This is a genomic window from Enterobacter sp. K510, assembly GCF_055804875.1.
Map to the genome: position 1 here is coordinate 359,219 of NZ_JBNRLQ010000004.1, position 14,301 is coordinate 373,519.

Below are 14,301 nucleotides of genomic sequence, written 5' to 3' on the forward strand. Positions count from 1 at the left end.
GCAGGCGCATGCAATGAGGTACAGCAGAAAATTATGCAAAAAGCTGTAAAAGGCGGCACAAGCCGCCTTTTAAGAGGGGAATTACTTATACAGATCGGCGCTGATGGTGATATTGCCACCACGTTCCTGCCACTGGCGGGTGATGTGGTAATATTTTGCGCCTTTCTTTGCCGCGCGTTTGGCCACCTGGTAGGAGATTTCCGTCATGTTGCCGTAGTTACCGGTGAACTTCACGCTGTCGAAGGGCACCATTTGCGCCGCGGTGATTTTATTCACTTCTTCAATTTTGGTGCCGTCCGGTAAAGTGACAGTGTAACGGCCACCTTTTGATGACTGGGTTTCAAAGAAACGACCCACTTCGGCGCTTGGCGCGGCGCTGGTCGCGATACCCGGGATCTCAACTTTTTTCGCTTCTTCGCCGCCTTTCGCCAGCATTGCGCGTCCTGCGTCAGAGTTTGCCGGAATAGCGTCCGGGCTTTGCAGTACGCGTTTTTTAGCATCTGCTTTATAGACGTAGGCGGTGATCATCTGGTTGCCGCCGTCGTTGGTATCCACCTGGCGCACAATATAGTAAGAAGCCGCATTTTTCGCTTTAGCGGCCTTGGTGATGGCGGCGTTAATATCAGGCTGGCTGCGGTAGAAACCCCGCACGGAAACGGTATCGAAAGGTTCCAGCTCGATCGCCTGATCTTTGGTTAATTCGGTCACGCCGTTAATGACACGATTTTTTGGCGCATCCGCTTTTGGCGCATCTGATTTATAGAGATCGGCCACCACGCGCTGATTACCGCTGTTGGCATAATCGGCAGAGTCGACAATATAGAAGGCATCCGCGCCTGCTTTATCGGCGCGATTAGAGACGGCATTCACGGCGTCGCTGATGGCATTAAAACGGCCAGTGATCGTGATGCGATCGTAAGGCTTAACCGCTGCTGCCTGCTCAGGCGTCAATTCTGTCGCTGCATTAACCGACAATGTTGTCGCTGAAAGAAGTACAGACGCCACGAGGGTGTTCTTAAGCTTCATAAAAATAATCCTTCGCCTTGCGCAAACCAGTAATTGGTAGTGTGGTTGTCTTGAAAACGTTGCCGATTATGGCATTGAAATGTCGTCATTGTCTGCGTCATTTTTAACGGCCAGTGCGGGGCGTTAGCTGAATTACCATAACAATTAGATATATGTGGAAAAAACAGCCGCCAGACCAGCAAAACCAGTAAAGCATATGACTTTTATAAGTTAACTCATTGTTAAATTGTTGATCTCATCAAACAGGTAATCATGTTTTGCCGCCTCGCTTTGGCGGATTATGGGGCGCGCGCCGCAATTTTAAGTTAAACCAGCCAGTCAGAATGCGTTTCTCTTAATATTCCGCAATTAAATAAGAAATACTCTTTTCTGGCGCTAGATCGCAGGCGTTATTTTCAGTAGGTTATAGAAAGTTTGTTACCGTTTGATTTATTAGCGTTGATGTTCGTTACCCCTGTGGGTGGCGGGCAAGGTCTTTTGAGAAAACTGACAAACCATCATCTTAAACCGATGGAAGGGAAAACTATGCGTATTGGTGTACCAAAAGAACGGTTGGCCAATGAAACCCGCGTGGCTGCCACACCGAAAACGGTCGAGCAACTGCTTAAGCTGGGTTTCACTGTCGCTGTGGAAAGCGACGCGGGCAGACTGGCAAGTTTTGACGACGAGGCGTATACCCGTGCGGGCGCGCAGGTCGTTGACGGAAATGACGTCTGGCAGTCAGACATTATTCTCAAGGTGAATGCTCCGGGCGACGATGAGATTGCGTTGCTCAATCCGGGCACCACCCTGGTGAGCTTTATCTGGCCTGCGCAGAATCCCGAACTGCTGGAAAAACTCGCGGCCCGCAATGTCACCATTATGGCGATGGACTCCGTGCCGCGTATTTCCCGCGCCCAGTCGCTGGATGCGCTCAGTTCGATGGCCAACATCGCTGGTTACCGCGCCATTGTCGAAGCCGCCCACGAATTTGGCCGCTTCTTCACCGGGCAGATCACGGCCGCCGGTAAAGTACCGCCCGCGAAAGTGATGGTGATTGGCGCAGGCGTGGCAGGTCTGGCGGCGATTGGCGCAGCTAACAGCCTTGGCGCTATTGTCCGTGCCTTCGACACCCGTCCGGAAGTGAAAGAACAAGTGCAGAGTATGGGCGCGGAGTTCCTTGAGCTGGATTTCGAAGAGGAAGCGGGCAGCGGCGACGGTTATGCCAAAGTCATGTCCGAGGCCTTTATCAAAGCGGAAATGGCGCTGTTCGCCGCCCAGGCGAAAGAAGTGGACATTATCGTCACCACCGCGCTAATCCCCGGTAAACCGGCACCTAAGCTTATCACCCGTGAAATGGTCGATTCCATGCAACCGGGCAGCGTCATCGTCGACCTGGCGGCGCAAAACGGCGGCAACTGTGAATACACTATCGCCAATGAAGTCGTCACCACGCCAAACGGCGTAAAGGTGATCGGCTATACCGATTTACCGGGTCGTCTGCCGACCCAGTCCTCCCAGCTGTACGGCACCAACCTCGTTAACCTGCTTAAACTGCTCTGCAAAGAGAAAGACGGCAACGTGAACGTTGATTTTGACGACGTGGTGGTGCGTGGCGTAACTGTCGTGCGTGAGGGTGAAATCACCTGGCCCGCGCCGCCTATTCAGGTTTCTGCCCAGCCGAAAGCGGCGGCAAAAGCCGCACCTGAGCCGGTTGCAGAAGCGGTTCCCGCATCGCCATGGCGTAAATTCGCCCTGATGGCGCTGGCGATCATTCTGTTCGGCTGGCTCGCTGATGTGGCACCGAAAGAGTTCCTCGGTCACTTCACCGTCTTCGCGCTCTCCTGCGTGGTGGGCTATTACGTGGTGTGGAACGTATCTCATGCGCTGCATACGCCGCTGATGTCGGTGACCAATGCCATTTCAGGCATCATCGTGGTCGGCGCGTTATTGCAGATTGGTCATGGCGGCTGGATCAGCTTCCTGAGCTTTATCGCCGTGCTGATCGCCAGCATTAACATTTTTGGTGGTTTCACCGTCACTCAGCGCATGCTGAAAATGTTCCGGAAGAACTAAGGGGTAACATATGTCTGGAGGATTAGTTACAGCTGCATACATTGTTGCCGCGATCCTGTTTATTTTCAGTCTGGCCGGGTTGTCAAAGCATGAAACCTCCCAGCAGGGTAACCGTTTCGGCATCGCCGGTATGGCTATCGCGCTGATTGCCACCATCTTTGGCCCGGAAACCGGCAACGTGGTGTGGATCATCGTGGCGATGGTTATCGGCGGCGCGATCGGTATTCATCTGGCGAAGAAAGTCGAAATGACCGAGATGCCGGAGCTGGTGGCGATCCTGCACAGCTTCGTGGGTCTTGCGGCGGTACTGGTGGGCTTTAACAGCTATCTGTATCACGAAGCGGGTCTGGATCCGATTCTGGTCAACATCCATCTGACCGAAGTGTTCCTCGGTATCTTCATCGGCGCGGTGACCTTTACCGGCTCCATCGTGGCCTTTGGCAAACTGCGCGGCAAAATCTCCTCTAAGCCGCTGATGCTGCCTAACCGCCATAAGCTGAACCTGGCGGCGCTGGTGGTCTCTTTCCTGCTGATGGTGATCTTCGTGCGCACCGAAAGCGTCGGGTTGCAGGTGCTGGCGCTGCTGGTGATGACCGTTATCGCGCTGGCCTTTGGCTGGCATCTGGTGGCGTCTATCGGCGGGGCGGATATGCCGGTGGTGGTCTCCATGCTCAACTCCTACTCGGGCTGGGCGGCAGCGGCGGCGGGCTTTATGCTGAGCAACGACCTGCTGATCGTCACCGGCGCGCTGGTAGGCTCGTCCGGCGCCATCCTCTCTTACATTATGTGTAAGGCGATGAACCGTTCGTTCTTCAGCGTGATCGCAGGCGGCTTCGGCACTGACGGCTCCTCGACCGGCAGCGACGAAGAAGTGGGCGAGCACCGTGAAATCAGCGCAGAAGAGACCGCTGAGATGCTGAAAAACTCCCACAGCGTGATCATCACCCCAGGCTATGGCATGGCGGTGGCGCAGGCCCAGTATCCGGTTGCCGATATTACCGAGAAGCTGCGCGCGCGCGGCATCAAGGTGCGTTTCGGCATTCACCCGGTTGCCGGTCGTCTGCCGGGCCATATGAACGTGCTGCTGGCGGAAGCGAAGGTGCCCTATGACATCGTGCTGGAAATGGACGAAATCAACGACGATTTCAGCGATACCGACACGGTGCTGGTCATAGGCGCGAACGATACGGTGAACCCGGCGGCGCTGGACGATCCGCGCAGCCCGATCGCCGGTATGCCGGTGCTGGAAGTGTGGAAAGCGCAGAATGTTATCGTCTTTAAACGCTCCATGAACACCGGCTATGCAGGCGTGCAGAACCCGCTGTTCTTCAAAGAGAACACCCACATGCTGTTCGGCGATGCAAAAGCCAGCGTGGATGCCATCCTGAAAGCGCTGTAAGACACCGCAAAAATAAAAGGCCGCTCAATGAGCGGCCTTTTTGTTTCTGAGGGCAGGTTAATCGTCTTCGTCATCCAGCTCGATCGGGGTCTGGAACTCGTCCGGCTTCAGCACCAGCACATCGCAGCGCAGGTGATCGATAACCTGTTCCGCCGTATTCCCCAGGAACGCCGCTGACAGCCCGGTACGGCCCACCGTACCTAACACCACCACGCCCGCCTGCATATGCTCCGCCAGATCCGGGATCACTTCTTCAGGCAAACCTTTTTCCACATGGGTCAGCTTCTCATCGATGCTGTATTTCTGGCGCAGCGCCTTCATCGCCAGCAGATGCTGGCCGCGAATGGCATCGTTATAGACGCTGGGATCGAACTCCGGCAGTTCAATGGCGATATTGATTGGCGTAACCGGATAAGCGCCGACCAGGTGCACTTCGGTATGGTTAACCATATCCGCAAGCTGGATGGTTTCCTTCACCAGCTTCTCATTAAGCGCGGTGTGGTACGGCTCTTCGCTGGCAAGGTTTACCGCCACCAGCGCTTTGCCGCCTTCCGGCCAGGGCTGATCCTTCACCATCCATACCGGACACGGGCATTTACGCAGCAGGTGCCAGTCGGTAGGGGTGAAGATCACCGATTCCAGTTTGTCGTGCTGGTGGGTCATTTTCAGCACCAGGTCGTGATGATCGCTCAGCACTTCCTGGATAATGGCTTCGAAGGGACGGTTATGCCAGACCACTTTAATGTCGATAGGTACGCCGGCATCAAGATAATACTGGGCCTGTTCGCGGATCCACGCGGTCCGCTGGCTGATCACCCCTGACCGCATGGCGGTGCGCTCATCAGGCGACAGCAGGGTGGTCATCTCGTAGGAAAAATCATAGATTGGCAAAAAGGCTTTGATCCGACCACCAATCCGTTGATGTAGATAAACAGCGCGCCGTAATGCCGGTTGATCGTCCTGGTTGGGATCGATGGCAACCAACATATTTTGATATCTGGCCATACAGGGTCTCCTTACATCTGTCACCGCAGTCTGTAACTAAAAGATAACCCAAATATGATGAATGAAACAGGGGAGAACCTTTGCCAGATCAATAAATCAGATAAATTTAACGATCCAGCAAAGGAGGCTGCGAAGGGGAAAAATCAGGCAACGTTACGGGAGTGTCCGGCCAGTACCGCCAGCGCGTCACCGTTTTCAATAGTGATGTACTTGCCTTTCACCGCCAGCATGCCGCTCTTCTGGAAGCGACCGAGCAGACGGCTGATGGTTTCTACCGTCAGACCCAGATAGTTGCCGATATCGCCACGGGTCATGGTCAGACGGAACTCACGGGGCGAGAAGCCTCGCTGGGCAAAACGGCGCGACAGGTTATAGATAAAGGCCGCCAGACGCTCTTCGGCATTTTTCTTCGACAGCAGCAGGATCATGTCCTGATCGCCTTTGATTTCGCCGCTCATCAGACGCATCATTTGCTGACGCAGGTTCGGCATTTTACCGGACAGGTCATCGAGGGTTTCAAAGGGGATTTCACAGACCATGGACGTTTCCAGAGCCTGCGCAAAGCTCGGGTGATGGCCGGTGCCGATAGCATCGAAGCCCACCAGATCGCCAGCCAGATGGAAGCCGGTGATTTGCTCGTCGCCCTGTTCAGTGATGGTGTAACTCTTGATGGTGCCTGAACGGATAGCGTAGAGCGATTTCAGTTCATCCCCTGCTTTAAACAGCGTCTGCCCTTTCTGAATAGGCTTTTTGCGCTCGATAATGTTATCAAGCTGGTCCAGCTCATGTTCATTAAGGGTAAAAGGGATACAAAGCTGGCTGATGCTGCAATCCTGGCAATGGATAGCACAACCGCCAGACTGAATGCGTCGTATAATTCGCTTTTCCGGGATCATAGGTCTGCTCAAGCCTTAATTGATTTTGGTCAATTTTAACATCTTTTTAGAGCAGAGGTAAGTCCGGGACAGTGCCAGAAGGTGATTATTGGAAACCTAATAACATTATTTTTTGTATGTCATTGATATTCCGCATATAGATTAGGGCTTTTTACGCTAATCACTGATAGAAAAGCACTAAATGTCCTTTTTTCTCACAATAAAAAGTAGCCCTCATGGCGCAACAACCACTCTTTTCGCTGTACGCCGCCCGCATACCCCGTGAGCATACCATTGCTGCCAATCACCCGGTGACAGGGCACCACAATGCTTACCGGATTTGAACCATTAGCAGCGCCGACTGCGCGGGCGGCACCTGCCCGACCCAGCGCCGCGGCCAGCTGACCATAATGCATCACCTGGCCGCAGGGAATAGCGCGCAGGGCTTTCCATACCTCGCGCTGAAAGGGCGTACCGGCGGTTTCGGTGGGCAGGGTGTCAATAACGTCAAGATCGCCCGCGAAGTAGTCGCGCAGCTTCTGGCTGAGGCCGCCCGGATTACTGGCGCTGACGCGCTGATAACCTTCAAGGCGATAATGCAGGCCCAGCAGCTGTTCCATGCGATCGCTGTGCTCTTCCCATTCCACCGCCCGCAGACGGAACTGTTCATCGCACATCACCCACAAGGGGCCTAGCGGGGTAGCAATTTTATCTTCAAGCAGCGTCAGCATGGGGATCCTGGTAAGAGCAGCGGGAAAGGGCGGAGATAATCTAGCACGACGACAAACCCGTCTCTACTCTCCCTGAGAGGTAGCGCACCATTAATAACCAGCGAAACGTTTTGCTGACTAAATAATAATCGCCTGCGCATTTAAGAAATAAAAAAATAGAGTCTGCCGACATCCGCCAGACTCTACAGTACACACAGCAGTGCTTCCTAAGCTTATTCCCGAGAAATCGTCCCTGTGGGTTAATTTAAGTTATAGCCAGGTTGCGGTATAATTCCAGTCGCGGATGTCATTAATGTCTCATTATTTTTATTTATCCTGTCATTTTAATTTCCATGGGGTATTAGTTAAGGGCAGGCGAATAAAAGACCAGCGAAATAGTATTCCATCTGGTTATGATTTTTTTAACGCCTTTGGGAAATCAGGGATGGTCATTGAGACGCGGGCGCGGCGCGGTTATAGTAGAGGGATGCTGGCACCAGCAGAAGTAGCCTGAGGACAACAACATGAACCTTGACGACAAATCCCTGTTCCTCGACGCCATGGAAGATGTCCAACCCCTGAAGCGCAGCACCGACGTGCACTGGCAGCCGGAGCGCCGCGCCCCCGGCCCGCAGCATCCTGATCTCCTGCAACTGGATAACTTCCTGACCACGGGTTTTCTGGACATTGTGCCGCTCAACACGCCGCTGGAGTTCAGGCGCGAAGGCCTGCAAACAGGCGTCATTGAGAAATTACGCCAGGGCAAATACAGCCAAGAGGCGAGCCTGAATCTGCTGCGTCAGCCGGTGGAGCAATGCCGGAAAATGCTGTTCAGCTTTATGCATCAGGCAGCGAAAGATAACCTGCGCAATCTGCTGATCATCCATGGTAAAGGACGCGACGACAACTCTCACGCCAATATTGTGCGCAGTTACCTGGCACGCTGGCTGACCGAGTTTGAAGACGTGCAGGCGTTTTGCGTGGCGAAAGAGCACCACGGCGGCAGCGGGGCCTGTTATGTGGCGCTGCGTAAATCCGCCGCTGCTAAGCAGGAAACCTGGGAGCGTCACGCCAAACGCAGTCGCTAGCGTTTATTATTACCGGCGCGCTGTGCGGCGGTAATAATATCGCGATTTATCAGCTGAACATTTTAATAAGCAGCACGCTATTTATTAATGAGCACGCTTATAATATTCACTGTCTGAACATATAAAACCCCGCTTGTCGGGCGGGGCTTTTAATATTGTTCTGTATGGACAGATTAATATCCGGCGTTATAAGGCTTCATATTCGCCGGTGCCATCCGGCCACGGCGTCAGTAAATCATAACCGTTTTCCGTGACGGCTACGGTGTGTTCCCACTGGGCGGAAAGCGAGCGATCTTTAGTCACCACCGTCCAGCCGTCAGACAGCACGCTGGTGGCCGCTTTACCGGCGTTGATCATCGGCTCAATGGTGAAAATCATGCCCGGTTTCAGCACCGTGCCGGTGCCGGGCACGCCGTAATGCAGGATCTGCGGCTCGTCATGATAAATTTGCCCAACGCCGTGCCCGCAATATTCCCTGACGACGGAAAAACCGGCGTCTTCCGCCACGCGCTGGATCGCCGCCCCGATGTCTCCCAGGGTTGCGCCCGGACGAACGGTTTTGATCCCGTCCACCATAGAGGCATAGGTAATATCCACCAGGCGTTTCGCGCGGATCGAGGGTTCGCCGACAAAATACATACGGCTGGTATCGCCGTACCAGCCATCTTTGATCACCGCCACGTCAATATTCACGATGTCCCCTTTTTTCAGGACTTTCTCCGCCGGAATACCGTGACACACCACATGGTTGACGGAGGTGCAGACGGTGCGGGTATAGCCCTGATAGCCAATGTTCGCCGGCGTGATTTTCAGCTCGTTCACAATGAAGTCGTGACACAACCTGTCCAGTTCATCGGTGGTGATCCCGGGGCGCACATGAGGGCCGATCATCGCCAGTACACTGGCGGCAGCCTGTCCTGCGGCACGGGCCAGCTCTATTTCTTCCTGCGTATGAAGTTTTATCGTCATGGTATCAGCGCCTCTTTTTGTGCCGGAAATGCCCCGGTCTGGACTAATTTTTGAATTTCCGCGCCGCCCTGCGACTCGGTCTGCACCAGCAGGCGCATCAGGTCCTGATGGGTTAAATGCGGATAGACTTCCGCCAGCATGCCAATTTTTAACCAGTGTTCCGCCTGAGAATTTATCGAGCGGCTCATCGCATTGCTGGCAAGACGCAGATTCTCATGCATCAGGTCCGAGATTTTCACAATACCCATAGGTGATCCTGCGTGTCGGTTTAATACGAAACATATATGAAACGTATAATAGCATAACCTCACCGGCGTACAACATGTCCCTTTTTGACATCAGGCTGTCCGCCGCGGGGCTGTCGCCTGTGGCAGGATTGGCGTATGCTCAGCAAAAAACAGAGGGGACAATTGATGCTTGAACTAAAACCTGCCTGTGAACGCTGTGGCGCCGCGTTGCCGCACACCTCGACCCAGGCCATGATTTGCTCATACGAATGCACTTTCTGCGCCGACTGCGCCCGGTCGCCGTTGCAACATACTTGCCCGAACTGTGGCGGCGAACTGCTACGGCGACCCGCGCGGCATAAAAAAGAGGCCTGACGGCCTCTGATTTGTGGTGGATGTTGTCGGGTGGCGGCTGCGCTTGACCCGACCTGCGATATGGTGATCTGTGACTATTCACACATGCCACGCGTTATCGCCTTCTTCCCGCTGGCGGGAAAGGGCATCGGCGGCGCAAATCAACGACAAATGGCTCAGCCCCTGCGGTACATTTCCCCGCCATTCGCCGGTACGCACATCAAACATCTCATTAAAGGTTTCGACGTTGCCCTTATTACACAGGCATTCCAGGATGTGCTCCATATAACCTGACGCCTTTTCGTCGTTGCCCAGCCGCGCCCAGGCTTCAACCAGCCAGAACGAGCAGGCCACGAAGGTGCTTTCCTCTTTTTCTACGTCGCTGTAACGATAGAGCATCGGAGTGCCGTGCCCCAGTTCCGCCACCATTGCGTCAAAGGTGGACGTCATACGCGCCAGATTGTTTTCCCGGCCGTAGTACCACACCAGGCACAGCGAGGCATCCAGTCTGTCTGTTCCGGGATAAAAAGTGTAGGCCTGCTTCTTTTCAGACCAGCAGTGTTCTTCGATCCAGTCCCGAATACGATCTTTTTCCCGCGTCCAGCGGTCGATCCAGGTGGATTCTATATGTCCATCGCTGGCAAGCTTAGCGGCTATATCCAGCGTCACCCAGCAGGCCATTTTCGAATGGGTATAATGATTACGTTCCGGCAGTTCCCAGATCCCCGAATCATCCTGTCGCCAGGAGTCGGCACAGTCATTGGCCAGCCGTGACAGCAGACGGGAAGTGGTCAGATCCAGCACGTGACCGGCATGGACGAACAGCAGGGCGGTGTCGAGCATATCGCCAAACATACTCAGCTGACGCTGGCTCTGGGCGTTATTACCAATTCGCACCGGTTGCGATCCCTTATAGCCTTCCAGCGGCAGCCAGGTTTCATCCGGCACAATTTCACCGTTAAGGGTGTAGCAGGCGCGCAGCTCGCCTTCATGGCGCACAATGGTGTGCGTCAGCCAGGAAAAAGCCGCTTTGCACTCTTCCAGCGCGCCGATAAAGGCAAATGCGCGAATAATCAGACAGGCATCGCGGATCCAGGCGTAGCGATAATCATAATTTTTCTCGCCGCCAATGCCTTCAGGTAACGAGGTGGTGGGCGCCGCCGCCAGTGCGCCGGTTGGCGAGTAGAGCAAAAACTTCAGCGCCAGCGCCGAGCGTTTGACGTGTTCCGGGAAACGTCCGTCATAGCTCAGATCCTCCGCCCACTGCCGCCACATCTGATCGCTGATCTCGATCCGGCGGTCGATTTTTTCCAGCGGCGGCACGGCCAGCGGCTCTTTATCGCTTACCAGCAGGGCAATCAGGCTGCGGGAACCGGGAGAAGTAGTCAGGGTCGCCTCTATACGATCATCTTCCGCGCGGGTAATGCTGACGTCCGGGGTGGTGCTGATCATCGCCATCAGCTCACCAATATGAATGACCTGGCCTTTGGGCGATTCAGCCAGCCAGGGCGCGCGGGTACAGGCGGCTGAACCCGGCACGAAGACCATTTTTAACTTCACTTCCCCTTCAAGGCCTTCCACACGACGCGCCAGTTCACACCAGGGCAGACGTCCCGCGTGATTACTGTTCAGGGATTCAGTGAACTTTACTTTGCCGGAATCGGTTTCATAGCAGGTTTCCAGCACGTTGCTGTTTTCGCGGTACATACGGTTTACGCAGTATTCGCCGATGGGTTCAATCTGAAAGAAGCCGCCATGTGTGGCATCAAGAATACGGTCGAACAGCGGGGGTGAATCCATATTAGGCGCGCACCACCAGTCAATGGCGCCATCCGGGGCGATAAGCGCCACCGAGCGGCCATCGCCGATAGCGGCATAGTCGCCCAGCCCGGCATAGCCATCCACGCGACCCGGGTGGGTATAAGATTGATTCTTCATCGGCACTCTATCCAGCAAAAAGAAAAATGGCAGGCAAAGGCCCGCCATTCTGTTACACGGTGCCGGTACCACCGTCGGAACACCAGACCTGGCCGGATGCGAAGGAGCTTTCGTCAGAAGCGAAAAGCACATACAGCGGCGCGATCTCCACCGGCTGGCCCGGACGACCCAGCGGCGCGGTTTCGCCAAAGGCTTTCACTTTTTCCTGCGGCTGACCACCGCTGGACTGGAGCGGCGTCCAGTAAGGGCCCGGGGCGACCGCATTCACTCGGATACCTTTTTTGCCCAGCTGCTTGGCAAGCGCTTTGGTAAAGGCCACGTTACAGGCTTTGGTCTGCGCGTAATCCAGCAGGATGTCGCTCGGGTTAAAGGCCTGTACGGACGAAGTATTAATGATCACCGCGCCTTCCTTCAGGTGCGGCACCGCCGCTTTGGTGATCCAGAAAGGGGCATATACGTTGGTTTTGAAGGTGTCGTCAAACGCCTCGGTCGTCAGATCTTCAATGGATTCACAGAACTGCTGACGACCAGCATTATTCACCAGAATATCCAGACCGCCCAGCTTATTAATGGCTTCCACCACTAATTGCTGGCAAAAGGTTTCGGAGCGAATATCGCCCGGCAGGGCCACTGCGGTACGGCCTTCCGCCTGAATCAGGGCGATCACGGCTTCCGCATCGGATTCTTCTTCCGGTAAATAGTTAATAGCCACATCTGCGCCTTCACGGGCATAGGCAATGGCAACGGCACGGCCAATACCTGAATCGCCGCCGGTGATCAGCGCCTTTTTTCCTGCCAGACGGCCAGAGCCGATATAGCGAGTTTCGCCATGATCGGGAATCGGCTTCATCTCAGAGGCAAGGCCTGGCGCCTGTTGCGGCTGCTCAGGGAAAGGTGGACGTGGGTACTGCGAAAGTTTGTTATCCTGGTTTGTCATTATATCCGCCTCGTTGATAAAAACACGTATTAACCCTAGACACGAAATCATCGGTGCGCGAAATTTTTCTATAATAATTAAGATTAATTTTAAGAACTTTACTTCTTTTATATTAGGATCTACCCGCCATAAATAAGGGGAGATGTTTAAAAAATGTTCTTTTTTGTTAAGCTAATGGGCGAGTAATAGCGGGTAAAACGTTTCGATGACACCAAAAAACGGATTATTCCTTAAATAAGACATTTCTTACGAAATAGGCTTGTGACTATTATCAGTTAGGCTAAGATAATTCCTGACACTGGAGCCTGATTAGCATGCGTCGTACCTGATATTTACGGCCCGGCACTGTTTTTTGATCGGTTAAACATGTCGTAACAAACGTGTTGTAATGTTAAACCTGTGAAAAACATTGATTTATAAGGAGATTTAGGATGAGCATTGAGCCCGTGTTTCCTGCCTTTCCCGTAGTGGGCTGGCAGGTTGGTCCGGTTGAAAGTCGTAGTAATGTCGTCGTTAAATTTGGCTACAGCACGTCGCCCCATACGGTGGGTGCCAGTACCTTTGATTCGCAGTTCTTTAGTTTGTCGCCTGAGATGGTGCGCAGTCTGATTTATGATTTGCAGCGCAGCCTGCGTGAGTGTGAAGCACCGCTGGAAACGAAAGTCGCCTGAGTCCGTCGCACATCAAAATCGCAGCAGGCCGTTGATTACCTGCCTGCTGCGAAATACCATCGCCTTCCGACAACACGCCAACTAATCTATTAATTAAAAATCCCAGCTCATGCTTTTTGCTTAATTCCATCTCTCAGTGGAATCTTAATTAATTCTTCGCCGCTACGTTCTGCGCTATAACTTAATACAGATAGATTGTATCTGCGGAATGGAGAAAGCATGAACTTTGTTTATTTTAAGGCGGAGAATCATCAGCAGGATAATAACACGCCCGTCAACCTGGTAGTTGAAGACGTGGTACTTATGCGAGATGGGGAAGTTATCGCCGGACTGGGAGATATAAAAATCACCCGTTTGCCATTATATGTATATCGTGCAGTACCAACAGGTTTTCGTAAGATTGAATATAAAATGAAAACCACCAGTCACCGGCGTATTTTGTTTTCAGCTGGTTATCTGAAAACGGGTGCCTATTATGTTGAAACGCCTGACGGTGAACAGACAATGAACTTTAACGCGCTCTCCGGTTTATGGACCGGGGTGCATGAAGATGAAAAGATAATGGATAACCATGCTTTTCAGAATCAGGGATACGCTGTCTTACGCCCGGTACCCAGGGTAAAGAAAAAACGCAGCGAATTGCCCCGTTAAACTTCTGCATCGGCGATTATCAACTAAACTAAAAAGACAAGATAACAGGAGGCCGACATGACAACGCAAACGCAACCACCACACATCACAGCAGCAGAACCGCAACGGCCGGTCAAAGATAACCCGGCGAAGCAGGGCGAATTGCCCCGTAAACGCGACGACAGCCAGGATGACAGTAAAGATCCGTTTAAGGCAAGTTAACCGCCGTGAACGATTTAAAATAAAGGGTGCGCTGCACCCTTGTTTATTTTAAGTACGCAAAATTTTGCTTAAAAAATAACCCTGTTGCTGCGTAAAGATTTGAAAATTTCGACAATCCCTTACGGCCGTTGTGGTAAAAATATTGCGTGTTTAACTACCGAGGACAATTTTCATCCGCAGGACGAGAAGCAAGAC

The 14,301-nt window shown here is 53.3% G+C and carries 15 protein-coding genes; 7 read left to right on the forward strand and 8 right to left on the reverse strand.

Going from position 1 to position 14,301, the window contains the following annotated elements:
• Nucleotides 1–81: 81 nt before the first annotated feature.
• Nucleotides 82–1,026 (reverse strand): DUF1471 family protein YdgH, encoded by a 945-nt coding sequence (ydgH, locus tag ACQUTD_RS09560; protein ID WP_072568344.1) that lies wholly within the window; start codon nt 1,024–1,026, stop codon nt 82–84.
• Between the two features lie 525 nt (nt 1,027–1,551).
• On the opposite strand from ydgH, the gene pntA reads away from it, so the two are divergent.
• Together pntA and pntB are read left to right on the forward strand one after the other, a co-directional pair.
• Nucleotides 1,552–3,081, forward strand: a complete 1,530-nt coding sequence (pntA, locus tag ACQUTD_RS09565) for a Re/Si-specific NAD(P)(+) transhydrogenase subunit alpha (RefSeq protein ID WP_473274728.1) — start codon at nt 1,552–1,554, stop codon at nt 3,079–3,081.
• A 10-nt stretch (nt 3,082–3,091) separates the two neighbouring features.
• Nucleotides 3,092–4,480: a Re/Si-specific NAD(P)(+) transhydrogenase subunit beta gene (gene pntB, locus ACQUTD_RS09570; protein ID WP_318376934.1), complete on the forward strand. Its 1,389-nt coding sequence runs from the start codon at nt 3,092–3,094 to the stop codon at nt 4,478–4,480.
• Nucleotides 4,481–4,537: 57 nt separating this feature from the next.
• On the opposite strand, the gene uspE is transcribed toward pntB, so the two are convergent.
• From uspE to ogt, 3 genes are all read right to left on the reverse strand, one after another.
• Complete coding sequence (gene uspE / locus ACQUTD_RS09575; protein ID WP_072568348.1) at nt 4,538–5,485, reverse strand: universal stress protein UspE; 948 nt, start codon at nt 5,483–5,485, stop codon at nt 4,538–4,540.
• A 143-nt stretch (nt 5,486–5,628) separates the two neighbouring features.
• A complete protein-coding gene (fnr, locus tag ACQUTD_RS09580) occupies nt 5,629–6,381 on the reverse strand; it encodes a fumarate/nitrate reduction transcriptional regulator Fnr (protein ID WP_072568349.1) in 753 nt (250 codons plus the stop codon).
• 194 nt (nt 6,382–6,575) lie between these two features.
• Complete coding sequence (gene ogt / locus ACQUTD_RS09585; RefSeq protein ID WP_318363060.1) at nt 6,576–7,091, reverse strand: methylated-DNA--[protein]-cysteine S-methyltransferase; 516 nt, start codon at nt 7,089–7,091, stop codon at nt 6,576–6,578.
• 503 nt (nt 7,092–7,594) lie between these two features.
• On the opposite strand from ogt, the gene smrA reads away from it, so the two are divergent.
• Nucleotides 7,595–8,158 (forward strand): DNA endonuclease SmrA, encoded by a 564-nt coding sequence (gene smrA, locus ACQUTD_RS09590; protein WP_473274720.1) that lies wholly within the window; start codon nt 7,595–7,597, stop codon nt 8,156–8,158.
• A 186-nt stretch (nt 8,159–8,344) separates the two neighbouring features.
• Here the strand turns inward: smrA and map are convergent, their stop codons facing one another.
• Together map and ACQUTD_RS09600 are read right to left on the reverse strand one after the other, a co-directional pair.
• A complete protein-coding gene (gene map, locus ACQUTD_RS09595; RefSeq protein ID WP_473274718.1) occupies nt 8,345–9,127 on the reverse strand; it encodes a type I methionyl aminopeptidase in 783 nt (260 codons plus the stop codon).
• Nucleotides 9,124–9,375 (reverse strand): ParD-like family protein, encoded by a 252-nt coding sequence (locus tag ACQUTD_RS09600; protein ID WP_318363057.1) that lies wholly within the window; start codon nt 9,373–9,375, stop codon nt 9,124–9,126. Before ACQUTD_RS09600 ends, map begins: the two co-directional genes overlap by 4 nt.
• A 165-nt stretch (nt 9,376–9,540) precedes the next feature.
• Between ACQUTD_RS09600 and ACQUTD_RS09605 the strand changes: the two genes are divergently transcribed.
• Nucleotides 9,541–9,729 (forward strand): DUF1272 domain-containing protein, encoded by a 189-nt coding sequence (locus ACQUTD_RS09605; protein WP_072568354.1) that lies wholly within the window; start codon nt 9,541–9,543, stop codon nt 9,727–9,729.
• A gap of 78 nt (nt 9,730–9,807) precedes the next feature.
• On the opposite strand, the gene ACQUTD_RS09610 is transcribed toward ACQUTD_RS09605, so the two are convergent.
• Together ACQUTD_RS09610 and ACQUTD_RS09615 are read right to left on the reverse strand one after the other, a co-directional pair.
• Nucleotides 9,808–11,646, reverse strand: a complete 1,839-nt coding sequence (locus ACQUTD_RS09610; protein ID WP_473274713.1) for a glycoside hydrolase family 15 protein — start codon at nt 11,644–11,646, stop codon at nt 9,808–9,810.
• A gap of 52 nt (nt 11,647–11,698) precedes the next feature.
• The gene (locus tag ACQUTD_RS09615) at nt 11,699–12,583 is read right to left on the reverse strand and encodes an SDR family oxidoreductase (protein WP_072568356.1); all 885 of its coding nucleotides are present in this window, start codon (nt 12,581–12,583) and stop codon (nt 11,699–11,701) included.
• Between the two features lie 431 nt (nt 12,584–13,014).
• On the opposite strand from ACQUTD_RS09615, the gene ACQUTD_RS09620 reads away from it, so the two are divergent.
• From ACQUTD_RS09620 to ACQUTD_RS09630, 3 genes are all read left to right on the forward strand, one after another.
• Complete coding sequence (locus ACQUTD_RS09620) at nt 13,015–13,254, forward strand: hypothetical protein (protein ID WP_318374808.1); 240 nt, start codon at nt 13,015–13,017, stop codon at nt 13,252–13,254.
• A gap of 219 nt (nt 13,255–13,473) precedes the next feature.
• The gene (locus ACQUTD_RS09625) at nt 13,474–13,905 is read left to right on the forward strand and encodes a hypothetical protein (RefSeq protein ID WP_072568358.1); all 432 of its coding nucleotides are present in this window, start codon (nt 13,474–13,476) and stop codon (nt 13,903–13,905) included.
• Between the two features lie 57 nt (nt 13,906–13,962).
• The gene (locus ACQUTD_RS09630) at nt 13,963–14,106 is read left to right on the forward strand and encodes a hypothetical protein (protein WP_199775925.1); all 144 of its coding nucleotides are present in this window, start codon (nt 13,963–13,965) and stop codon (nt 14,104–14,106) included.
• Nucleotides 14,107–14,301: the final 195 nt, after the last annotated feature.